This is a genomic window from Pseudomonas rhizozeae, from assembly GCF_031583775.1.
GTDB lineage: Bacteria > Pseudomonadota > Gammaproteobacteria > Pseudomonadales > Pseudomonadaceae > Aquipseudomonas.
Map to the genome: position 1 here is coordinate 148,308 of NZ_JAVLSB010000007.1, position 22,772 is coordinate 171,079.

The following is a 22,772-nucleotide window of genomic DNA, read 5'->3' on the forward strand; positions in this document are numbered from 1 at the left end:
TAGCAAGGCGGTCGACGTGTTGAAGAAAACCCTGTTCCAGTTGCACTGGTTTTTCGGCATCAGCGCCGGGCTGGTGCTGGTCTTGATGGGCATCACCGGTGCGACGGTGTCGTTCGAGGATGAGATCCTGCGGGCGCTCAACCCTTCGGTGTTGCAGGTCGAGCCGCAAGTGGCCGGCGTATTGCCGCCCGCTGAACTGGTGGAACACATCGAAGCCGCGTCGGGCAAGAAAGTCGCGATGCTCTGGGTCGACACCCACAGCGACAACGCCGCGAAGGTAATCTTCACCCCGCCACCCGGTGAGCGTCGCGGCGAGATGCGTTACTTCGACCCCTACACCGGCGAGTTCATGGGCGACGCGGTGGGCGAGGACTTCTTCGGCCTGATGCTGCGACTGCACCGCTTTCTCGCGGTGGGCGACACCGGCCGGCAAATCACCGGCGCCTGCACCTTGATCCTGGTGTTCTTCTGCCTCTCCGGCCTGTACCTGCGCTGGCCGCGGCAGTGGCGCCAATGGCGCGCCTGGCTGACCCTCGACTGGAAGAAAAAGGGCCGCAGCTTCAACTGGGATCTGCACTCGGTGGCCGGCACCTGGTGCATGATCTTTTACCTGCTGTCGGCACTGACCGGGTTGTTCTGGTCGTACGAGTGGTACAGCAAGGGCCTGACGCAATGGCTTTCCGATGCGCCGCAAAACGAGCGTGTGCGCGGCGGTCGCGGCCCGGCCCCGCAAGGCCCGGCGCCGAGCGCCGACTATGCAGCGATCTGGAGCAGTATCTACAGCGCCGCCGGGCCGGACCTCTCGGCCTACAACATCCGCATGCCCCCGGTGGCCGGCCAACCGGCGACCGTTTATTACCTGCTCAACAGCTCGCCCCACGACCGTGCGCTCAACCAGATCAACCTCGACCCAGCCACCGGCATAATCAAAAGCCACGAACGCTACGCCGACAAGAGCCTTAAGGCGCAGTTGCTGACCAGCATCTATGCGCTGCACACCGGCAGTTATTTCGGCCTGGTCGGGCGAGTCATTCTGACCTTGACGGCGCTGACCATGCCGCTGTTTTTCGTCACTGGTTGGCTGCTGTACCTGGATCGCCGACGCAAGAAAACGCACATCAAGGATGCCCGCAAAGGCCTGGTCGAATCGGGCGGCACCGGTCCGGCGTGGCTGATCGGCTTCGCCAGCCAGAGCGGTTTTGCCGAGCAACTGGCCTGGCAAACCGCCGGCCAATTGCAGGCGGCCGGCTACCCGGTCAACGTGCGACCGCTGGCCAGCGTCAGCGAGCAGGACCTGTGCGATTCAAACAACGCCTTGTTTGTCGTCAGTACGTTCGGCGACGGCGAAGCGCCGGACAGCGCGCGTGGCTTCGAACGCAAAGTGCTCGGCCGGGCCCTCAGCCTGGACAGCCTGAACTACGCGGTACTAGGCCTCGGCGACCGGCAATACGCGCATTTCTGCGGCTTCGCCCGCCGCCTGCACACCTGGCTCGGCGAACACGGCGGCAAAACCCTGTTCGCCCCGGTGGAAGTCGACAGCGGCGACCCTTACGCCTTGCGCCACTGGCAGCAGCAACTCGGCCAACTGACCGGGCAAGCACCGGTCGACAGCTGGACAGCGCCTAGCTACGACCAGTGGACGTTGGCCCAACGCACCTTGATCAACGAAGGCAGCCTTGGCTCGCCGGTTTACCTGTTGGGCCTGCGCGCGCCGAACACCAGCAGTTGGCTGGCCGGTGACTTGGTGGAAGTGCTGCCGCGCAACTGCCCGTGGGCGGTGGAGCATTTTCTCGAAGGCCTGGGCATCGACGGCCGCGCTAACGTGCTGCTCGATGGGCTGTCGCAACCCCTGGAAAACGCCCTCACCCGCCGACAGCTGCCGGAGAACCGGACACACTTGGTAGGTCTCCACGCCCAGGCGCTGGTGGATGCGCTGATACCACTGGCGATGCGCGAATACTCCATCGCCTCGATTGCCGCCGACGGCGTGCTCGAACTGATCGTGCGCCAGGAACTGCACAGTGACGGCCATCTGGGCGTCGGTTCGGGTTGGCTGACGGAACACGCGACGGTCGGCTCGACCATCAGTTTGCGGGTGCGCCGTAACAGCGGTTTCCACCTGCCCATCGCGCCTGTCCCGATGATTTTGATCGGCAACGGCACCGGGCTCGCCGGGCTGCGCAGCCTGCTCAAGGCGCGCATTGCCGATGGCCAGACCCGCAACTGGCTGCTGTTCGGCGAACGCAATCGCGAGTTCGACTACCTGTGCCGCGATGAATTGGAGGAGTGGCTGATCTCCGGCGACCTGGAGCGCTTGGATCTGGTGTTCTCCCGCGATCAGCCGCAGAAAGTCTACGTCCAGGATCGCCTGCGCGAGTCCAGCATCGAACTGAAGAAATGGCTGGCCGAAGGCGCGGTGATCTACATCTGCGGCAGCTTGCAGGGCATGGCTTCGGGCGTGGATAAAGTGCTGGCGGAGATGCTCGGTGCCGATGAGGTCGACGCGTTGATCGAACAGGGGCGCTATCGCCGCGACGTCTACTGAGCCCCCTGAAAACCTGTGGGAGCGAGCCTGCTCGCGAAAGCGCCAGGTCAGTCAATAATGTTTGACTGATAAACCGCCTTCGCGAGCAAGCCCCACAGGGATGGGTGTGACTGCCGGAGATCAGACCGGTTGTAATGCCTGCTCGAACACCGCTACCCCGTCCAGGTCCCGCAACACCACACTCATCTCGCCGCTCTGGCCATCGATGTTCACTTCGCCAAAAAACTGGAACCCGGCAAAGGGTGAGGTGTTTTGCGCGGGTGGGGCTTTTTCGAAAACCACTTGCGGGCCGAAGGTGCTGTCCAGCGGATTGGGCCCGAAACTGCCGGCATTCAACGGCCCGGCGACAAACTCCCAGAACGGTTCGAAATCCTGGAATGCCGCACGGTCCGGGTGATAGTGATGCGCCGCGCAGTAGTGCACGTCGGCGGTCAACCACACGGTGTTGCGGACCTGCTGCGCACGCAGGAAACCCAGCAACTCGGCGATTTCCAGTTCGCGGCCCTGGGCCGGCCCCGGTGCGCCGTTGGCCACCGCTTCCCAACGCGACACGCCGGGGCTGACCTCGCCATCGGGCACACCGAGGCCGATCGGCATGTCGGCGGCAATCACTTTCCACTGTGCGCTGGAACCCTTCAATTCACGCTTGAGCCAGTCCAGTTGTTCGCGTCCGAGGAAGGCTTTGCCGGCGCCGAGGTTGTCGTCGTTGGCGCCGCGATAGCTGCGCATGTCGAGCACGAAAATATCCAGCATCGGTCCGTAGCTGAGTTTGCGATAAATCCGCCCGCCAGCGTCGGCACTCTGCAAACGCATCGGCGCATATTCGAGTCAGGCCTGGCGTGCGCGGCCGACCAGGCTGTGGATATCTTTCGTGGTGTAGCGCTCGTCGAGTTGCTTGCTCGGCGACCAGTTGTTGACCACTTCGTGGTCGTCCCACTGCCAGATCTGCGGCACCTCGGCGTTGAAACGGCGGATGTTTTCATCCATCAGGTTGTAGCGGTAATTGCCCCGGTAATCGTCGAGGGTTTGCGCGACTTTGCTCTTGGCTTCGCTGGTGATGTTGCGCCACACCCGGCCGCCCTCCGTCACCAGTTGCGCCGGCACCGGGCCATCGGCGTAGATGGTGTCGCCGCTGTGGATAAAAAAGTCCGGCAGGCGCCGGCGCATGGCTTCGTAGATGCGCATCCCGCCGATGTCCGGGTTGATGCCGAAGCCCTGGCCGACGGTATCGCCGCTCCAGACGAAACGGATATCGCGGCGCGCCGTGGGCACGCTGCGCAGGTGGCCGAACCAGGGTTCGCTGGCGACGCCGGTCTGGGCGTCTTCGAAATGCACACGGTAGAAAATCGCCTGGTCGGCGGGCAACCCGGTGAGCTCGACGCGGGCGGTAAAATCGCTGCGCGCATCGGCCAGCGGCGAGACGAATCGGCGGGGGTTGGTGAACAGGCTGCGGGTGTCCCATTCCACCACCATCCGCGCCGGACGGTCGCTGCGGCTCCAGACCATCGCGCGGTCGCCGAGCAAGTCGCCGGACTGCACGCCGTCAGTCAGTTGCGGACGGTCCTTGACCGAGGCGATCACCGCCGGCGCCAGCCCCGGCAACAACAACCCGGCGCCCACTGCTTGCATGACCCGCCGGCGACCGAGATTGAATGTGCTCATGCTGTTCTCCCTGAATCAAAGGGGAAAACTTAAGCATGGGTGTGTGAACCCGGTGTGACATCCGCCCGATCAAACTGTGGGGTCAGGCGTTCGCGGGGGCGACGGCCAGCTCCACCGCTTCCGGCCGTTTGATCACCGCATACACCACCGCCGTCAGCAAACTCCCGGCGACGATTGCCAGCAAGTACAACAGCGCATGGTTGATCGCATTCGGGATCAGCATGACGAACAGCCCACCGTGCGGCGCCATCAGTTTGCAGCCGAAGTACATCGACATCGCCCCGGTCAGCGCGCCGCCGGCAATGCTTGCCGGGATCACCCGCAACGGGTCTTTGGCGGCAAATGGGATCGCTCCTTCGGAGATAAAGCACAGCCCCAGCACGAACGCGGCCTTACCGGCCTCGCGCTCGGTCTGGGCGAACTTGCGCCGGGCGATGAAGGTGGCGATGCCCAGGCCAATCGGCGGCACCATGCCGGCGGCCATGGTCGCGGCCATCGGCGCATAACTCTGCGACGCCAGCAGCCCCACGGAAAACGCGTAGGCGGCTTTGTTGATCGGCCCGCCGAGGTCGACGCACATCATGCCGCCCAGCAACACGCCCAGCAGGATCGCGTTGGTGGTGCCCATGCTGTCGAGGAAGTGCGTCAGCGCGTCGAGCATTCCCGCCACCGGTTTACCGACCACGTAGATCATCACCAGCCCGGTGAACAGGCTGGCGAACAACGGGATGATCAGGATCGGCTTCAAAGCTTCCAAGCTTTGCGGCAATCGGGCGTAGCGGTTGATGGCCTTGGCTGCGTAACCGGCAATGAAACCGGCAATGATTCCGCCGATAAATCCGGCGCCCAGGGTGCTCGCCAACAACCCGCCGATCATCCCCGGCGCCAGGCCCGGACGGTCGGCGATGGAGTAAGCGATATAGCCCGCGAGCAACGGCACCATCAGTTTGAACGCGGTCTCGCCGCCGATCTGCATCAATGCCGCCGCCAGGGTGCCGGGCTCCTTGAACGCGGTAATACCGAAGACGAACGACAAGGCAATCATCAAGCCGCCCGCCACCACCATCGGCAGCATGAACGACACGCCGGTGAGCAAGTGTTTGTAGGCACCGGTTTTCTCCTGCTTGGCCGCAGGTTTGGCGCCGGCAGCGGCGGATTCCACCGTCGCTTCGGCCAGGGCTTTGTTCAGCGTGGCCTCGGCTTGCTTGAGCGCGATGCCGGTGCCGCAACGGTAGATTTTCTTGCCGGCGAACCGCTCGGTGGCGACTTCGATATCCGCCGCCAGCAGCACCACGTCGGCCTCGGCGATGGCCGCCGCACTCAGCGGATTGCGCGCTCCCACCGAGCCCTGGGTTTCCACTTGCAGGTCGTAGCCCAGACGTTTGGCCGCGTGTTGCAGGGCTTCGGCAGCCATGAAGGTGTGGGCGACGCCGGTCGGGCACGCGGTGACCGCCACCAGTTTCGCCGCTGCACTTGCGGCGATCGGCGGTGGCTCGGCCGCAGCGACATACACCTCGGCCTCAATCGCGCCACGGCGCAACACCGCATCGACGTCTTGCAGAGCCTGGGCCGGGGTGCTGCGGAACACCCGTTTGCCGATAAACCGCGACATGTCGACCGGGGCGCTGGTGACCAGCAGCACCCACTCCGCCGCCGCGAGAGTGGCCGCCGAGAGTTGCCGTTCCGGGTGCGTCGCATCATTGACTTCAACACTGGTGCTCCAGCCCTGACGCTGCGCCGCCGCATCCAGCAAGCGGGCGCACAGCACACTGGTGACCATGCCGTTCGGGCAGGCCGTAACAATGGCTAACTTCATCACAAACCCTCTTATTGTTCTGTCAGGGGGCGAATCCGCACACCCTGTTCGAGCGACGCCAGGCGCGTCACATCGTCAATACCAAAACCGATTTGCGTCACGGCCATGGCCGCAATGGCGGTGGCAGTGCGCAGTGTTTGTTCCGGGGTGTCGGCGCTGAGCAAACCGTGAAGCATGCCGGCCAGCAATGAATCCCCGGCGCCCACGGTGCTGGCGACACACACCTTGGGCGGCGTGGCGTGCAGCGCGCTGCCGACACTGAACCAGTTCACGCCCTCGGCGCCGTGGGAAATCACCACGTGTTCGATGCCTTGGGCGTGCAAGCGGCTGGCCGCTTCGGCCTGCGCCTTGACCGAGACCACCTCGCAGCCGAGCGCATCGGCCAGTTCTTCGGTGTTGGGTTTGATCAGCCACGGCCCGGCCTTGAGTGCCGCGCGCAAGGCGTCGCCACTGCTGTCCAGTGCCACCGGCAAGCCCAGGCTTTTCAGGCGGGTGATCAAACCGGCCAGCCACTCCGGGGTGACCCCGCGCGGCAAACTGCCGGCGACGACCACGGCGTCATGCCCCGGTGCAATCTGCTCCAGGCGATCCAGCAAGGCTTGTTGCGCGAGCGCATCCACCACCGGCCCCGGACCGTTGACATCAGTGATGCGCCCGTCGCTTTCCGCCAGTTTGATGTTGCTGCGGGTCTCTCCCGGCACCCGGATGAACGCGTCGACGAACCCGCGTTTGGCGAACAGGGTTTCGAAGGCTTGCAGATTGTCTTCGCCGAGAAAACCGCTGACCGTCAGTTGATGCCCCAGGTCGGCCAGCACTTGCGCAACGTTCACACCCTTGCCGGCGGCGTGGCTGTGCATCTCGTGGCTGCGGTTGACCTGGCCCGGTTCGAGGCGCGCCAACTCGACCGTCAGGTCCAGCGCCGGGTTCAGGGTCAGGGTCAGAATCTTCGCCATTACACAGCCTCCACGAGGGCGCGCACTTCATTCGCGCTGCCCACCGCCAACGCCAGTTGCGCGAGGCTTTGCGCCTGGCTCAGGCTCAGTTCGCGGACCCGCGCCTTGACCTCGCCAATGCTGCGCGCCGAGACGCTCAACTCGTCCACGCCGAGGCCGACCAGCACCGGTACCGCCAGTGGATCGGCCGCCAGTTCGCCGCACACGCCCACCCATTTGCCATGGGCATGCGCCGCGCGCACGGTGATGTCGATCAGTTGCAGCACCGCCGGGTGCAAGCCATCGGCCTGGGCCGACAGCGTCGGGTGGCCGCGGTCGATGGCCAGGGTGTATTGGGTCAGGTCGTTGGTGCCGACGCTGAAAAAGTCGACTTCCTTGGCCAGCACCGGCGCCAGCAACGCGGCGGACGGCACTTCGATCATGATCCCCAGTTGCAGATCGGCGACCGGGATGTCCAGGCGCAGACGCTCGGTCATGTCACGCGCCTGGCGCCACTCATCGACGCTGCCAACCATGGGAAACATGATGCGCAACGGCCGGTTGTCCGCCGCCCGCAGCAGCGCGCGCAGTTGCGCTTCCATGATCTGCGGACGCTGCAGGGTCAGGCGAATGCCGCGCACACCGAGGAAGGGATTTTCTTCCTTGGCGATCGGCCAATACGGCAGCGGTTTGTCGCCGCCGACATCGAGGGTGCGCACCACCAAAGGACGCCCGGCGAGACCGTCGAGCACGCGGCGGTATTCGGCTTCCTGGGTGGCCTCGTCCGGCGCTTGCGAATGGGCCATGAAAATCAGTTCGGTGCGCAGCAGGCCAATGCCTTCGGCGCCCTGCTCCACCGCGCTCAGCACACCGGCGCTTTCGCCGATGTTGGCGAACACTTCCACGGCGTGGCCATCGGTGGTCAGCGCCGGTTGATGGCGTTGTTCGGCGGCGGCTTTGAGGCGCTGCTCGCGGCTGTCGCGCTCTTGCGTGGCACGGGCCAGGGTGGCAGCGTCGGGGTCGACGTGCAGGCGCCCGCGCTGACCGTCGAGCAGCAACGGCGTACCCGGCGCCAGCAGCAACACCGCCGCGCCCGCGCCGACCAGCGCCGGAATGCCCAGGGCACGGGCGACGATGGCGCTGTGCGCGGTGGCGCCACCACGGGCGGTGAGAATCCCGGCGACCCGGGTCGGGTCGAGCCGTGCGACGTCGGAGGGGCCGACTTCATCCATCACCAGAATGTACGGCTGCTCCGGCTCGCTCGGGGTTTCGATACCGCACAGTTGCGCCAGCACTCGACGACCGATGTCGCGCAAATCCGCTGCACGCTCGGCGAGCAAGGCATCCTGCAGCGACTCCTGTTGTTTGGCCGCCGCTTCAATCACCGCCATCCACGCCGCCTCAGCGCTTTCGCCTTGCTTGAGACGGGTGTCGACTTCATCGGTCAGTTCCGGGTCGTCGAGCATTTCCTGGTGGGTGATGAAAATCTCGCGAATGGCCTTGGCGCTGCTGCGCTCGATCAAGCCTTGAATGTCGCCGCGCACTTCGCTCAGCGCGTGCCGCAGGCGTTCGCGCTCAATGGCGGCGGACTCACCGCGCAACGGGTAATCGATGGCTTGCAGCACTTGAATATGCGCCGGGCCGATGGCGATGCCAGGCGCGGCGGCGATGGCCTGAACTTGACTGCCGGCAGTCGGGGCGAGCAGCACTTCGGCGACGTCAGCGAAGGTGTCCCGTTGCTGACTGACCGCCGGCAGCGGCGCGACTTCTTCGCCGAGACCTTCTTCGATCGCCGCGAGCAACGCCGGCAAGGCGTCGGCGGCGATGCCCGGCTCGGCGATCAATTCCAGCACCTGGCCGCGACGGGCACCGAGGCTCAGCAACTTACTCAGGCTCTTCGCCGACACGGCGCTGTCCTGGCCGTCGACGATGCGCACGCGGATGTCGCCGTCGAAGCTTTTCGCCAATTGCGCGAGGATCTTCGCCGGCCGCGCGTGCAGGCCATGGGCATTGGCCAGGGCGATCCGCGCGCTCGGCCAGTCCGCCGGCACTTCGCCGCCCAACACTTCGAGGACTGTGCGGCTGCTGGTAGCACGGCCCAGTTCGTGGCCGCGACCTTCGATCAATAACGCGCAGAGACGTTCGAGCAAGGCTTGGTGTGCTTCGCCGAGGCTGGCCAGGCAAAACAGGCCGCTCAACGGCTGGCCGAGGTAACGCATGGGTTTGTCCGGGGTGACGAACGCCAGGCCCGGGCGCTTCACGGTTTGCTCGCTGTGCAACCACCACAGGCCGTCGCCCAGCGGCAGTGCTTCAACCTGCTGCAGCACGGCGGCAAAACCGTTGCTCACGCAATCGGCCTGGCGCAACAGACGCGCGCCGCGCCATACCAGCTCTTCGAAATCGTCGGCCGACACACCGAGGCCGATCATTTGCGCATCCAGCGCCAGTTCCTGCGGCGCGCCTTGCAGCAGTTTGAGCAACGCCTCGGCGGAGCTGGCGCGACGCAGGGCCTGGCCGAGGTCGGTTTCACCGAGTGCCCGGGTCAGCAGTTGCAGCAGGCGCAAATGTTCGTCGGATTTGGCGGCGATGCCGATCGCCAAGTACACGATTTGCCCATCGCCCCAGTCCACGCCATCGGGAAATTGCAGCAGGCGCACGCCAGTGGAGAACACTTGGTCGCGGGTTTCCGGCGTGCCGTGGGGGATCGCAATGCCTTGGCCGAGGAAGGTCGAGCCCTGGACTTCACGGGCCTGCAAACCGGCGAGGTAGCCCTCGGCGACCAGGCCATCGGCCACCAGATGCTGCGCCAGCAGATGCAGGGCAGCAGATTTGTCCACGGCCGATTGGCCCATGGATATCTGCTCCGGGGTGAGCTCAAGCATGCGTTCTCCTTTTTGGCACGATGAGGCGCCAGGTATTGTTTTGAATGAATCAGCTTAGCGGTTTGTCCGTCGGCTCAGGCGGTTTCATGGCAGAACCGTCCTGAGTACACGTAAGCCCCGAAAAATCGCATGCTGAAACGTTTAATCTAGAAAGATTGGCACATTACTCGATAATCCCGCTTCCTTGAAGTGCAACCTGTCGTATACAACGTGACCATGGTCTTGTGCCGGAATCAGGTAGGATTGGCCAAAATGTCGGGGCAAGCTCGAAAAAACAAGGAAATCCCGAGTTGAAACTCAGTGATATCGCACGACTGGCCGGTGTGTCCGTTACCACCGCCAGCTACGTCATCAACGGCAAGGCCGAACAGCAACGCATCAGCAGCGCCACCGTCGAACGCGTGCGCGCGGTGGTCGAGCAACACGGCTTTACCCCCAACCCGCAAGCCGCCGGGCTGCGCAGTCGACACACGCGCACCTTGGGCTTCATCCTGCCGGACCTGGAAAACCCCAGTTACGCGCGGATCGCCAAACTCCTCGAACAAGGCGCCCGGGCGCGCGGCTATCAGTTGTTGATCGCCAGCTCCGACGACGCCCCGGACAGCGAACGCCAGTTGCTCAAGCTGTTCCGCGCGCGCCGTTGCGACGCTTTGATCGTCGCCAGTTGCTTGCCGGTGGGCGACGACAGCTACCGCGAATTGCAAGCCAAAGGCACGCCGATCATCGCCATCGACCGGGTGATGGAACCGGAGCATTTCTGCTCGGTGATCAGCGACGATCGCGAAGCCAGCCTGCACCTGACCGAAAGCCTGCTGGAGCCGCAGCTCAAGCAAATCGCGCTGATCGGCGCACGCCCGGAGCTGAGCATTAGCCAGGAGCGGGCCGCCGGGTTCAAAGAGGCGCTGGCGGGGTTCAACGGGGAAATCATCGTCGAGCATGGCGAATCGTTCAGCCGCGACTGTGGCCGGCAATTGATGGAAGCCCTGCTGCAACGCCTCGGGCATTTGCCGGACGCGCTGGTCACCACTTCTTATGTATTGCTGCAAGGGGTGTTTGACGCCCTGCACGACTTCCCGCTCAAGTCGCGACCGCTGCGCCTGGGCACTTTCGGCGACACGCAGTTGCTGGACTTCCTGCCGCTGCCAGTCAATGCCATGTCGCAGCAACATCAACTGATCGCCGACAAAGCCCTGCAACTGGCCTTGGCCGCCATCGAGCAATCCGATTATCAGCCCGGCGTGCAGGCGATTGCCCGCACGTTCAAGCAGCGCATCCCGCAGGACTGACCCGTGGAGCTGATCGACACCCACACCCACCTCGACTTCCCGGACTTCGATCCGGATCGCAGCGAGCTTCTCGCCCAGAGCCGCACCCTCGGTGTGCGGCGGATGGTGGTGCTGGGGGTGTTCGAGGGTAATTGGCAGCGGGTCTGGGACTTGGTGCAGAGCGACCCCGACCTGCACGCCGCCATCGGGTTGCACCCGGTGTACCTGGAGCAGCATCGGCCCGAAGATTTGACCGCACTCGGTGACTGGCTGACGCGCCTGGCCGGCCATCGGCAGTTGTGCGCGGTGGGCGAAATCGGTCTGGATTACTTTATTGAAAGCCTCGATCGGCAGCGCCAGCAAACGCTGTTCGAGGCGCAATTGCGGCTGGCAGTGGACTTCAACTTGCCGGCGCTGATCCACGTGCGTCGCAGCCATGCCGACGTGATCGCCGCCCTCAAGCGCATCAAGTTGCCACGGGCCGGAATCATCCACGCCTTCGCCGGCAGCCGAGAGGAAGCGCGGGAGTACATCAAGCTCGGCTACAAACTGGGCCTGGGAGGCGCGCCGACCTGGCCGCAGGCGTTGCGCATGCACCGGGTGCTGGCGGATTTGCCGCTGGAGACGGTGGTGCTGGAAACCGACGCGCCAGACATGGCGCCGTCGATGTTCCCCGGCGTGCGCAATACACCGGCGCATTTGCCAGCGATTTGTGAGGCCATTGCAGAATTGATGAACGTCACGCCGCAGCAGTTGGCGCAGGCCAGTACGGCGAATGCCTGTGAAGTCTTCAACTGGTAACACGATCAAAAACGGTGGGAGCGAGCCCGCTCGCGAAGAGGTACTCACAGCCACCAAGCAGGTGACTGTCAGGCCGCTTTCGCGAGCAGGCTCGCTCCCACAGGATTATGTGGTGGGGTTTTAGACGCGGAACGCGCCAATCAGGGTTTTGAGCTGCACCACCTGCATCGACAGCGCACGGCTGGCGTGTTCGGTCTGGTGCGCGCCTTCGGCGGTGCGCTCGCCGGCGCGGTTGATTTCGACGATGTTCTGGTCGATGTCGTGGGCAACAGCCGTCTGCTGCTCCACGGCGGCGGCGATCTGCTGGTTCTGATCGACGATCATGCCCACCGCACCGAGGATGTTTTCCAGCGCCTGCTGAACCTTCTCCGATTGCCCGACCGTGCCGTTGGCCATTTCATGGCTGATGCCCATGGCTTTGACTGCCGCGCCGACGCCGCTGTGCAGCTTGGCGATCATCTGCTCGATCTCTTCGGTGGACTGCTGCGTGCGCTTGGCCAGGGTTCGCACTTCATCGGCCACCACCGCAAAGCCCCGGCCCTGCTCCCCCGCCCGCGCCGCTTCGATCGCGGCGTTGAGCGCCAGCAAGTTGGTCTGCTCAGCGATGCTCTTGATCACTTCCAGCACGCGACTGATGGCCTGGCTGTCGCTGGCCAATTGGTTGATCACCAGCACCGACTGGTCAATCTCGCTGGCCAGTTGCGCAATGCTGCCCTGCTGCGACGCCACCAGGCCTCGTCCGCTGACGGTTTCGTCATTGACGCTGTGGGCGCTGCTGACGGCGGCCGCCGCACTGCGCGCCACTTCCTGCGAGGTCGCCGACATCTGGTTCATCGCCGTGGCTACTTGCTCGATCTGGCCGCGCTGACCGGCCACGGCTTGGTTGCTCTGGGCCGAGACCTGCTCCACCTGTTCCGCCTGGCGCTCGACTTCGCTGACGGTGTGCCCGACCCGTTCGATCAAATCGTGGATCTTGGCCACGGTGCCGTTGAAGACTTCGCCCAATTCGCCCAGCTCATCGCGGCTCTCGGCGACGAAAGTCACGGTCATGTCGCCGGCCGCCACTTTGTCCATCATCGCGCCGAGGCGTTTCAGGGTGGCGCGGGTCGACGCGTAGAAGCCGCTGTAGAGATAGCCAATCAGCAAGAAAACCGCTGCCATGGCCAGGGCTTGCAGGACCATGTGCGAGCGGTTCTGCTCCAGTCGTTGTTGGAGTTGAGTGCCGAGGAAACCCAGGGTCGCGTCGTTGAGCTGATAGGTCTGCTCCATCAGCGCGCTGACCTGATCGTAGAAAGCCTGCCACGGCGCATCGAGGGTATCGGCCATCACCACCTGTTCTTCGAACAACTCGCTGGCCTGTTTCAGGCTGGCCTTGCTGGCATCGGCCTGGCTGCTCAAAGCGTCACGGGCCGCGTTGCTGGTGCCGAGGCTGTCTTGCAGCTTCAAGCCATATTCGGCGGACAGCCGTTCAATCTGCGCCAGCAATTCGTCGAAGCGGGTGCTGGACGACGAATTGAGAAAGCCTTGGCCCAACGACGAAGCGCCCATGGCGCGGCCTTCGCCGAGCATCTGGGTGATGTGCGGGGTGATGGCCGTCACCAATTCGCTCAACTGGCGGATGTCGCTTTGGCTGTCGCGGCTCAGGCCGGCCTGGCTGGCGATGATCTGGCCGAACAATTGAGCGTTGTTGAGCAATTTTCCGATCAAGGCACTTTTGCTTTGCAGGGAGTCTTCCGCTTGCTGGGCCTTGAATGCGGCGATCATTTCATCGCGCTTGCCGTTGAACAGCTCGACTTGCTGCGCGTCTTCCGTCATCGCATTCAGCCCCTGCAGGCGCTCCAGCACCTGCCCCTCAAGGGCGGAGATTTTGCTTTCGACGTCGGCGGCTTTACCGGACTGGCCGAGGCTGGCATTGATTTGCACCAGGTTGTTGAGGGTTTCCAGGTCCCGGCGCAACGCCAGGCCATTGCCGAGCAAATCGAGGCTTTGCAGTTCGACCTGAGTGCCCTGGAATTCGCGGTAGGAATCGCGCACCAGATAGAAATTGGTCACCAGCATCGGCAGGAAAAACATCACGCTGATCAGGCTGAATTTCATGCCGAAACTCAGGCGATTCATCAATGCGACGGCGGGATAGAGCAAGCTCTTCACTGGAAGTCCCCCTCGGATATTTCTTATTTTTATTGGCAGGCAGGCGAAAGCAGCAGATAGCCACTATTCGGCGCTCCATCTGTATAGCTCAAATTGCAGGGAGTTTTTGTAACTTAAGGTTAACAGCCTGAGGCGAGCGCCAGGGTGCGCTCGCCTCAGCAGATCATGGCAGCACGGTCCAGAGGGCGAAACCGGCGTACCAGAGCACCGCTGCGCGTAGCAGCAGTTCCCACAAGCGGTCGAGGCTGTTAACGCCGTCTGGGCCGGCGATCGGCGCGGGGATTTCCCCTGCCGCCAGAGCGGCCTTGTCGATGAGTTGTGCGGCGCTGATGTTCCAGTTCAGCAATTCGTGCAACATCACCCGGCTGACCGCGACAAAATTGCCGACCAAGGCAAAACTGGCCGCCAGTAAACGCACCGGCACCCAGTCGAAGGCATGCCGCAATTGCGCGGCGCGCTCCACCAGCGCCGGGCTACTCCCCTGTTCTTCGGCCAGGGCGAGCAAGCGATAACTCAATGCGGCCACAGGGCCGAGCAGGAAGTACCAGAAAATCACCGCAAAGAAACTTTGATAGGCCTGCCACACCAGGTGCCGCTGCACCTGTTCGAGCAGCTGTTCGCCGCTGTCGGCGCAGATGCGCAAGTCGCGCTGCGCGACATGCGCCGCCGCTTGCAGGTCTTCCCGCCGCCAGGCATCGCGGAACGGGCCGAGGCCACCGAGCAGATCACCGCGACCGAGGCTGTAAATCACCACCAACAGATGCACCGGCAGGGCCAACAACCCGTAGGCCACCGGCTCCAGCACCACCAGCAACAAGCCGAGCAGTGCCACCGGCAACAACACCAGCAGCACCAGAATCAGCCAGGGCTTCGTCGCCATGCGCGGATTGCCTTCGAGCTTGTGCAGCTCGCGCACCCAGCCGCCATCACGCTGAACCCGATGGCGCAGGGCCGAGAATTTCTCGATCCAGATCGCCAGCACCAACACCAGAAAACTCATTGTCCTTCCTCTTTGGCCAGGGCCGCTCGGTAACGCGCCCAGTCGAACGCGGGCCCTGGATCAGTCTTGCGGCCCGGCGCAATATCGCTGTGGCCGCAAATCCGTTGCGGGGTAATCGCTGGAAACGCCGCCAGCAATTGCCGGGTCAAGTCACTCAAGGCCCGATATTGGGCATTGGTGAACGGCAGATCATCCGTGCCCTCCAGTTCGATGCCCACGGAAAAATCGTTACAGGTTTCGCGCCCCTCGAAGCTTGACACCCCGGCGTGCCAGGCACGTTCCAGGCAGGACACGAACTGGGTCACGGCGCCATCACGCTCGATCAGGAAATGCGCGGACACCTTGAGGTCGGCAATCCCTTCAAAGTAGGGGTGTTCGGTGACATCCAGGCGATTCTGGAAAAATTCCTGCACTTTGCCCGTGGCGAATTGCGCCGGCGGCAAGCTGATGTTGTGGATGACCAACAGGGAAATTTCGCCCGACGGGCGCTCATTGAAGTTGGGCGATGGGCATTGATTGACGCCCTGACACCACCCGCTCGCGGGGTCCAACTGCATACCGGTTCCTTCAACAACGATGATCCAGCCCGCAGTATGCCGCGATCCGCCCCCATGGCGCGATCACTTGCCGCGCTTGAGTCGGCGCAGATGACCCAGCACCGACTCCAGGGCTCGGTCGAACAGCAGCGTGTCATCCAGCCGGCGCACCGCGCCCCGCTGGAATTCCAAGGCCAATGCAATGCGCCCGCGCTCCTGAACTTTCATCCCGGTGCGATCGACAAAAATGTACAAGCCGGTGCTTTGAATGATCGCCGCCAGTTTGCAGCGCAGACGGTGCTCATCGTCCTCCTGGAACTCGACCCAACTGCCCAGACGTAACTGATCGACCTGTTGCAGCCCAACATCATCCGCCGGCAAGCGCAACGAGGACGTGTCAACGGGCCCTTCGTCAGCGGTCCTCAGCACGATGGGCGCAGACACTTCGACCAGCGCTGGCAAGTCGCTTACGTCACTCACCGCGAGGGTCAGCGAAGCCTGATCACAGATGTGCAGATGAAGGGCTTCCAGCTCACTGAAAAATTCACTGGTCGCAAACGGGTCGAAGGCCGAACGGCTCAAGCCATCGCGCAGCGCTTTGAGCAACCCCGGCACCAACTCCAGCAAATGCGCGCGCTCGTCCGCCACCCGATGCGGCTGCACGCTCCAGATCAATTGCTCAACGGTCAGCACATCGGCCTGCCATTGCGCGGAAGGGTCACCGTGCTTCAGGCAGGTGAGCAACAACACCTGGCTCCAGGCGTTCTGCACAAAATCCACGACCCGCTGCGGCAATACCTTGCCCAGCAACGCCTCGTTGAGCGTTCGCTCGACTCGCCGCCGCGCCAGTTCGGCCTTGGCCCGGCCTTCTTCGGCATCACGGGTGCGCTGCTCCAGCAACTCGCTACGGCGCCGCTCGTCGGCGGTGAAGGCCAGGAAATCGGCCAGCAATTCGGCAAAAATGGCCGGGTCATCGACAAAATCGTTCAATAGACGCTGCACCACTTGCTCGATGCGCAAGTACAGGCTGTCCCGCTGATGATCAGCGCGCTCGCCCCAACCCAGCGCTTCGGTGGCGATCTCATTGAGCAGCCGGCGGGCCGGGTGACTGCCGCGGCTGAAAAAACTCTTGTCCTGCACCGCGACCTTGAGCATGGGGATTTGCAGACGTGCGATCAGCGCTTTCAACGAGTCCGGCAGGTTGCGGTCATCGAGGATGCACTCGAACAACATGGCGATCAGGTTGATCACGTCTTCGTCGGTCCCGTCCACCACCCGCGACTTGCCGGTCTTGACGCTGACTCGGGTCAGTAACTGTTCCAACTGGTTGCGCAGGTCAAAATCATCCTGGGAGGTGGGCGCGGGCACGTACTGCTGCAAGTGCGACAGCAGGCGCAGCAGGTCGCGGGTGGAGATCGGCTGTGCCGTGGCGCTGGCTTCCAGGGTCGGTGCCACACTGCCGCGCACGGGGTAGAGCAACTCTTGCAGGGCGGCGAACACTTCCTGCACGGCGTCATCGGGTTGCGGATGGCCAGCAGGCCGGAGCACATCCGCATGATCCGTGCTGGCCGGCGCACGCTCACTCGCACGCCGCGCCGGAGGTGCCTTGAGTTCGGGCAACACGCCGGTGGCGATCAGTAACTGATTGGCCTCGGCGTACATCCGATCACTGTCGCTGAGCACATAACGCTCGAACAGCTTGAGAATGATCAGCTTGACCTTGATCCCGACGCCCAGATTGCGGCCAGCCTGCAAAAAATACTCGCACAGCTTGCCGGGGCTCATCGGGTTCTGATGTTCGGCCAGCGCCTTGCCCAGCAATGCACTGAGGCGAGCCGTGAGCTGACCGAGGGCAAAGCCTTCGCGGTTGAGCACCCGCCCGACCATCGCTTGCACCGCGAGGTTGCGCTCCAGTTCATCCCGGGGCAGTGCGCTGGAAGTGACGTAGGGCGAGGTGCCGGGCATGGCGTTGTGGGACGAGTCGTATTGAGTGAGGCCAACGAAGGCCTCGAAGAATTGCTCGAGGAACCCGCGCTCGATGTTTTTTCGCTTGAGGCGCAGGTCGCGCATGGCTTCGAAGAAGAGGTTCTGCTCGACGTCGTCGCGCGCGCGATCGGCCATTTCAAAGAGCGTGTCGTCGGCGTTATCGAACAAATCCTGCAAGCCGTGGCGCAACTGCTGGGCAGCCTTGTCGCGGACTTGCAGCAGAATCACAGGCAGGCGGGCGAGCGGCGAATGATTCGCCTGGTCGGTAGCGGCCTTGTGCAAAGGCACTACATTCCCGTCGTTGTGCATCCGAGCCTCCTGAACCGGTGATTGCGCGATTGCATTAACGCCAAATGCCACCCCGGCGCTCGTCAAAGCTATGACGTCAAATGCAAGGCGGATTATCTGGCAAAAATGGGATCCGAAGCCAGCAGACTCTTTGCATCACCGATAAATAGACGTTTATTTGTGATGACGATTCAGGGAAGTTTCCGACACGAACCGACCAGTTGCAGGTCTGGGCGTCGCTGCGAGCAGCCTGCGCCTTGGGTTCGCTCGCGGCATGGCCCTATAATCGGGCCACTTTGTTTGTGGAGCCCGTTATGCCGAATCTACGTCTCGCCGATTTGACCGCCGAAATCGAAGCCAATGTGCGCCGCGCGTTGCTCGAAGACATCGGCAGCGGCGACATCACCGCGCAACTGATCCCCGCCGAACGCCTGGCCAAGGCCACCATCATTACCCGCGATGCCGCCGTGATCAGCGGAACGGCGTGGGTCGATGCGGTGTTCCGCCAGCTCGATCCGCGCGTCGCGGTGCACTGGCAGGTGCGCGACGGTGATCGGGTCAGCCCGAACCAGGTGCTGTTTCACCTTGAGGGGCCCGCCCGTTCGCTGCTGACCGGCGAACGTTGCGCGCTGAATTTCTTGCAGTTGCTGTCCGGCGTGGCCACTCGTGCGCAGTACCTGGCGGACTTTGTTGCCGATACTCAGGTGAAGCTGCTCGACACCCGCAAGACCCTGCCGGGCCTGCGCCTGGCGCAAAAATATGCGGTGACTTGCGGCGGCTGCCACAACCATCGCATCGGCCTGTACGACGCTTTCCTGATCAAGGAAAACCATATCGCAGCCTGCGGCGGCATTGCCCAGGCGATCAGCGCCGCACACAAGATCGCCCCCGGTAAGCCGGTGGAGATCGAAGTGGAAAGTCTATCGGAGCTTAAAGAAGCACTGGCGGCGGGTGCCGACATCATCATGCTCGACGAATTGAGCCTGGATGACATGCGCGAAGCGGTGCGCCTGAATGGCGGCAAAGCCAAACTGGAAGCCAGCGGCGGTGTCAACGAAAGCACCTTGCGCCCGATCGCCGAGACCGGGGTGGATTACATCTCGATCGGTGCCATGACCAAAGATGTGAAAGCCGTCGACCTGTCGATGCGCCTGAGCCTTTAAACGCAACGGCAAGCTACAAGTCGTAACGGTTCGACTTGTAGCTTGCCGCTTTTAAAGCTCTCTGCTGCTGTTAAACCACCAGATTATTCATCTCGCAGTACTCATCCCAGTCAACGCCCAACACTTCAGCGGCTTCCTTGTGCAGAATCAAGCGAGCGGCTTCGTATTCTTCCGGCGTCGATGTGTACTTGAGGGTCAACTCCCAGGGCTGCAAGCCCTGCGCCTCGGCTTCGTCCTCGAACGCCCACTGGATCTGGTCTTTCTGATCGTCGGCCGGCAGGTCCTTGATCTCTTCCAGCAGCTGCGGATTATCGAGCTTGTACTTGCCCAGCGCGTCTTCGTGCCTGGCTTCTTGGGTCAATGCTTTAACAGTCATGGCGTTCTCGCTGATCGGGGAATGGGAAGATGGATCTGGATCATCAAGGATCTCTCTGACGCAAATAACCGGTGAAACCGGTCTTTCTGGCCTTCAGAACCATTCGTGGATCATGTGAAAACCGCAGGCAGGTGCCGATGCGAGGACTGAATATAGGACCTTTGCCGGACGATTTACAGGCGTGGTTACAACACCTGCGCAAAAACTGCCGACCGGTTTGCAGAATACTCTTGGGCATGACCACTATTCGACTTGATGAACCGGAACAAGATCGACAATGCACAGTCGTAGCGATGTGCCACATCCCACTTCACAAGGACACTCAGTGATGCCCTCTGCTTCCAAACTCGCTGCTGTTGTTGCTGCCACCGGTCTGGCTACGCTGCTCACCGTCATGGCTGCCTCCGCCCGCGCCGATAGCCCGATCGAATACATCACCAATAACGCGACGTCCACGGACAGTCTGACCGCCATCCAGTGGTCGTTCGGCAAGGACAAACTGGTCAAAACCCGCCTCAGCGTGGCGGATGTGGAAAAAATGCAGGAAACCCTCAAGGAGCAAACCCGGCAGATCGAAGAGCTGAAACGCAGCAACGGCTCCAGCAGCAGTTCCAGCAGCAATGAACTGGCGCAACTCAAGCGCACGGTCAGCGATCAGGAAGGCGACCTGAAGAACCTCAGCAAGCAAGTGGATGAGCTCAAGCGCAGCAGCGGCTCGAGCTCCAGTTCAAGCTCCAGCGAATTGTCGAACCTCAAGCGCGAAGTCAGCGAGCAGGACCGCACCATCGACCAGCTCAAACGCACGGTCGAGGAGTTGAGCAGGAAGGTGAAATAAGCGAGGGATGGTGCCCGAGACAGGAATCGAACCTGCGACCTTCGCGTTACGAGTGCGCTGCTCTACCGACTGAGCTACACGGGCGGTGCGCTAAACCTAGCATTGGGTTTGCGCTCCGGCAACTCGTGGCTGCCGTGGCGATTGAAGGGCCGCTGCGCGACTCAGCGGGAGCAAGCTCCCTCGCCACAGCTTTCCACAGACAAAAAAAATCCCCCGCAGCTTTCACTGCGGGGGATTTTTATAACGCTGAAACGGTGAAGCCGGGGTAATTAAACGCCCGAAGCCTTGGCCGCCGCGACGTCTTTGATGGAGAGCTTGATACGGCCGCGGTTGTCCACGTCCAGTACCAGCACTTCCACTTCCTGGCCTTCTTTCAGGATGTCGGTCACTTTCTCTACGCGAGCGTCGCTCAGCATCGAGATGTGAACCAGGCCGTCCTTGCCAGGCAGGATGTTGACAAAGGCGCCGAAGTCGACGATGCGCTCAACCTTGCCGACGTAGATCTTGCCGATCTCGGCTTCCGCAGTGATGCCCAGAACGCGCTGACGCGCGGCTTCTGCAGCTTCCTTGGTTTCGCCGAAGATCTTGATCGAACCGTCGTCTTCGATATCGATCGAAGCCTTGGTTTCTTCACAGATCGCACGGATGGTCGCGCCGCCTTTACCGATGACATCACGGATTTTGTCGGTGTCGATTTTCATCGCGATCATGGTCGGAGCGTTTTCCGACAGTTCGGTACGCGACTGACCAATGATCTGGTTCATCTGGCCGAGGATGTTCAGGCGCGCTTCCAGGGCCTGGCCCAGGGCGATCTCCATGATTTCTTCGGTGATGCCTTTGATCTTGATGTCCATCTGCAGCGCGGTCACGCCTTTGGCGGTACCGGCTACTTTGAAGTCCATGTCGCCAAGGTGATCTTCGTCACCCAGGATGTCGGTCAGGACGGCGAACTTCTCGCCTTCTTTAACCAGACCCATGGCGATACCGGCAACCGGTGCTTTCATCGGCACGCCAGCGTCCATCAAGGCCAGGGAAGCGCCGCAAACGGAAGCCATGGAGCTCGAACCGTTGGATTCGGTGATTTCCGACACCACGCGAATGGTGTACGGGAACACGTCGGCAGCCGGCAGCATGGCCGAAATCGAACGACGGGCCAGACGGCCGTGACCGATTTCGCGACGACCAGCGCCACCCATGCGACCACACTCGCCCACCGAGAACGGCGGGAAGTTGTAGTGCAGCATGAACGGGTCTTTTTTCTCGCCTTCCAGGGTGTCCAGCAGTTGCGCGTCACGGGCGGTGCCCAGTGTGGCAACGACCAGGGCCTGGGTTTCGCCACGGGTGAACAGCGCCGAACCGTGGGTCTTCGGCAGAACACCAACTTCGATGTTCAGCGGACGTACAGTCTTGGTGTCGCGACCGTCGATACGTGGCTTGCCGTTGACGATGTTTTCGCGAACGGTGCGGTATTCGATTTCGCCGAAAGCAGCTTTGACTTCAGCGGAAGTCGGTTGGCCTTCTTCACCGGACAGCTTGGCAACCACCTGGTCTTTCAGTTCGCCCAGACGAGCGTAACGGTCAGCCTTGATCGTGATGGTGTAAGCCTGGGAGATCGCGTCGCCGAACTCGGCACGGATCGCGCCCAGCAGTGCGGTGGCTTCTGGCTGTGGAGCCCAGGTCCAGGTTGGCTTGGCGGCTTCGGCGGCCAGTTCCTTGACGGCGTTGATCACCACCTGGAACTCGTCGTGCGCGAACAGTACCGCGCCCAGCATCTGGTCTTCGGTCAGCTCTTTGGCTTCGGATTCAACCATCAGCACGGCTTCGGAGGTACCGGCCACGACCATGTCCAGGCTCGAAGCTTTCTGTTGCTCGTAAGTCGGGTTCAGCAGGTAGCCGGTGCTTTCGTGGAAAGCCACGCGTGCTGCGCCGATCGGGCCATCGAACGGGATGCCGGAAATGGCCAGGGCTGCCGAAGTACCGATCATCGCAGCGATGTCCGGATCGGTTTTCTTGCTGGTGGACACGACGGTGCAGACAACCTGCACTTCGTTCATGAAGCCTTCCGGGAACAGCGGACGGATCGGACGGTCGATCAGTCGGGAAGTCAGGGTTTCTTTCTCGGAAGGACGGCCTTCACGCTTGAAGAAACCGCCAGGGATCTTACCGGCAGCGTAAGTCTTTTCCTGGTAGTGAACGGACAGAGGGAAGAAGCCCTTGCCTGGATCGGCTTGCTTGGCACCTACGACGGTCACCAACACGCTGACGTCGTCGTCAACGGTGACCAATACTGCGCCGGAGGCCTGACGGGCGATACGGCCAGTCTCGAGGGTAACGGTCGACTGACCGAACTGGAATTTTTTGATTACCGGGTTCACGGTGTCCTACCTTCTTTGTGGCTCTTGGGGAACTTGTCTTCTTGCGAAATTCTTGGGCAAGGTCGGGAATCGGCCCGAGGTCTTTGTCCGGGTAAAACCGTGTTTCAGATAAAACTTGAGGCTGGGAGCCTGCCCTGCGCCAGCGGGAAACCCGCTGGC

At 62.5% G+C, this 22,772-nt stretch carries 14 protein-coding genes, 1 tRNA gene and 2 pseudogenes; 5 read left to right on the plus strand and 12 right to left on the minus strand.

Features of this window, described 5'->3' with window-relative positions; all coding sequences use genetic code 11:
- Positions 1-16 precede the first annotated feature (16 nt).
- Positions 17-2,545 (plus strand): sulfite reductase flavoprotein subunit alpha, encoded by a 2,529-nt coding sequence (locus RG836_RS01815; protein ID WP_310842732.1) that lies wholly within the window; start codon positions 17-19, stop codon positions 2,543-2,545.
- A 120-nt stretch (positions 2,546-2,665) separates the two neighbouring features.
- Here the strand turns inward: RG836_RS01815 and RG836_RS01820 are convergent.
- The 4 genes and pseudogenes from RG836_RS01820 to ptsP all read right to left on the minus strand — a co-directional run bounded on the left by RG836_RS01820 (position 2,666) and on the right by ptsP (position 9,837).
- Positions 2,666-4,207, minus strand: a pseudogene (locus RG836_RS01820) (alkaline phosphatase D family protein).
- A gap of 82 nt (positions 4,208-4,289) precedes the next feature.
- Positions 4,290-6,023, minus strand: a complete 1,734-nt coding sequence (locus RG836_RS01825) for a PTS fructose-like transporter subunit IIB (RefSeq protein WP_310842734.1) — start codon at positions 6,021-6,023, stop codon at positions 4,290-4,292.
- An 11-nt stretch (positions 6,024-6,034) separates the two neighbouring features.
- The gene (pfkB, locus tag RG836_RS01830; protein WP_310842735.1) at positions 6,035-6,976 is read right to left on the minus strand and encodes a 1-phosphofructokinase; all 942 of its coding nucleotides are present in this window, start codon (positions 6,974-6,976) and stop codon (positions 6,035-6,037) included.
- Positions 6,976-9,837 (minus strand): phosphoenolpyruvate--protein phosphotransferase, encoded by a 2,862-nt coding sequence (gene ptsP, locus RG836_RS01835; protein ID WP_310842737.1) that lies wholly within the window; start codon positions 9,835-9,837, stop codon positions 6,976-6,978. Before ptsP ends, pfkB begins: the two co-directional genes overlap by 1 nt.
- Before the next feature lie 290 nt (positions 9,838-10,127).
- Here ptsP and cra point away from each other — a divergent pair, with 290 nt between their 5' ends.
- A complete protein-coding gene (cra, locus tag RG836_RS01840) occupies positions 10,128-11,123 on the plus strand; it encodes a catabolite repressor/activator (protein ID WP_310842739.1) in 996 nt (331 codons plus the stop codon).
- A 3-nt stretch (positions 11,124-11,126) separates the two neighbouring features.
- Positions 11,127-11,903 (plus strand): TatD family hydrolase, encoded by a 777-nt coding sequence (locus RG836_RS01845; protein ID WP_310842740.1) that lies wholly within the window; start codon positions 11,127-11,129, stop codon positions 11,901-11,903.
- A gap of 120 nt (positions 11,904-12,023) precedes the next feature.
- On the opposite strand, the gene RG836_RS27250 is transcribed toward RG836_RS01845, so the two are convergent.
- From RG836_RS27250 to RG836_RS01865, 5 genes and pseudogenes are all read right to left on the minus strand, one after another.
- Positions 12,024-12,737 (minus strand): methyl-accepting chemotaxis protein, encoded by a 714-nt coding sequence (locus RG836_RS27250; protein WP_409078049.1) that lies wholly within the window; start codon positions 12,735-12,737, stop codon positions 12,024-12,026.
- A 144-nt stretch (positions 12,738-12,881) separates the two neighbouring features.
- Positions 12,882-14,021, minus strand: a pseudogene (locus RG836_RS27255) (HAMP domain-containing protein); the annotation flags it as partial.
- A gap of 196 nt (positions 14,022-14,217) precedes the next feature.
- Positions 14,218-15,054 (minus strand): regulatory signaling modulator protein AmpE, encoded by an 837-nt coding sequence (gene ampE / locus RG836_RS01855; protein WP_310842742.1) that lies wholly within the window; start codon positions 15,052-15,054, stop codon positions 14,218-14,220.
- Positions 15,051-15,611: a 1,6-anhydro-N-acetylmuramyl-L-alanine amidase AmpD gene (ampD, locus tag RG836_RS01860; RefSeq protein ID WP_310842743.1), complete on the minus strand. Its 561-nt coding sequence runs from the start codon at positions 15,609-15,611 to the stop codon at positions 15,051-15,053. The genes ampE and ampD overlap by 4 nt, the downstream gene beginning before the upstream one ends.
- 63 nt (positions 15,612-15,674) lie before the next feature.
- Entirely contained in the window at positions 15,675-17,885 is a 2,211-nt protein-coding gene (locus tag RG836_RS01865; protein WP_310842744.1) for a DUF1631 domain-containing protein, read from the minus strand.
- 293 nt (positions 17,886-18,178) lie between these two features.
- On the opposite strand from RG836_RS01865, the gene nadC reads away from it, so the two are divergent.
- Positions 18,179-19,027, plus strand: coding sequence for a carboxylating nicotinate-nucleotide diphosphorylase (gene nadC / locus RG836_RS01870; protein WP_310842745.1), 849 nt, complete (start codon positions 18,179-18,181; stop codon positions 19,025-19,027).
- Positions 19,028-19,097: 70 nt separating this feature from the next.
- Here nadC and RG836_RS01875 read toward each other — a convergent pair whose 3' ends face one another.
- Positions 19,098-19,403: a DUF6388 family protein gene (locus RG836_RS01875; protein ID WP_310842747.1), complete on the minus strand. Its 306-nt coding sequence runs from the start codon at positions 19,401-19,403 to the stop codon at positions 19,098-19,100.
- A 328-nt stretch (positions 19,404-19,731) separates the two neighbouring features.
- On the opposite strand from RG836_RS01875, the gene RG836_RS01880 reads away from it, so the two are divergent.
- Positions 19,732-20,238 carry a hypothetical protein gene (locus RG836_RS01880; protein ID WP_310842749.1) on the plus strand — a complete coding sequence of 169 codons (507 nt, stop codon included), beginning with the start codon at positions 19,732-19,734 and terminating at the stop codon, positions 20,236-20,238.
- Between the two features lie 8 nt (positions 20,239-20,246).
- Here the strand turns inward: RG836_RS01880 and RG836_RS01885 are convergent.
- Positions 20,247-20,322, minus strand: a tRNA-Thr gene (locus RG836_RS01885).
- Between the two features lie 185 nt (positions 20,323-20,507).
- Complete coding sequence (pnp, locus tag RG836_RS01890) at positions 20,508-22,613, minus strand: polyribonucleotide nucleotidyltransferase (protein ID WP_310842750.1); 2,106 nt, start codon at positions 22,611-22,613, stop codon at positions 20,508-20,510.
- Positions 22,614-22,772: the final 159 nt, after the last annotated feature.

What these genes read in the sequence shown, in the direction of transcription:
- pfkB (WP_310842735.1), bottom strand. Translation starts at nt 6,976, where the DNA reads ATGGCGAAGATTCTGACCCTGACCCTGAACCCGGCGCTGGACCTGACG.
- ampE (WP_310842742.1), bottom strand. Translation starts at nt 15,054, where the DNA reads ATGAGTTTTCTGGTGTTGGTGCTGGCGATCTGGATCGAGAAATTCTCG.
- nadC (WP_310842745.1), top strand. Translation starts at nt 18,179, where the DNA reads ATGCCGAATCTACGTCTCGCCGATTTGACCGCCGAAATCGAAGCCAAT.
- RG836_RS27250 (WP_409078049.1), bottom strand. Translation starts at nt 12,737, where the DNA reads ATGAACCAGATGTCGGCGACCTCGCAGGAAGTGGCGCGCAGTGCGGCG.
- RG836_RS01865 (WP_310842744.1), bottom strand. Translation starts at nt 17,885, where the DNA reads ATGCACAACGACGGGAATGTAGTGCCTTTGCACAAGGCCGCTACCGAC.
- RG836_RS01875 (WP_310842747.1), bottom strand. Translation starts at nt 19,403, where the DNA reads ATGACTGTTAAAGCATTGACCCAAGAAGCCAGGCACGAAGACGCGCTG.
- ptsP (WP_310842737.1), bottom strand. Translation starts at nt 9,837, where the DNA reads ATGCTTGAGCTCACCCCGGAGCAGATATCCATGGGCCAATCGGCCGTG.
- RG836_RS01825 (WP_310842734.1), bottom strand. Translation starts at nt 6,023, where the DNA reads ATGAAGTTAGCCATTGTTACGGCCTGCCCGAACGGCATGGTCACCAGT.
- ampD (WP_310842743.1), bottom strand. Translation starts at nt 15,611, where the DNA reads ATGCAGTTGGACCCCGCGAGCGGGTGGTGTCAGGGCGTCAATCAATGC.
- RG836_RS01880 (WP_310842749.1), top strand. Translation starts at nt 19,732, where the DNA reads ATGCCCTCTGCTTCCAAACTCGCTGCTGTTGTTGCTGCCACCGGTCTG.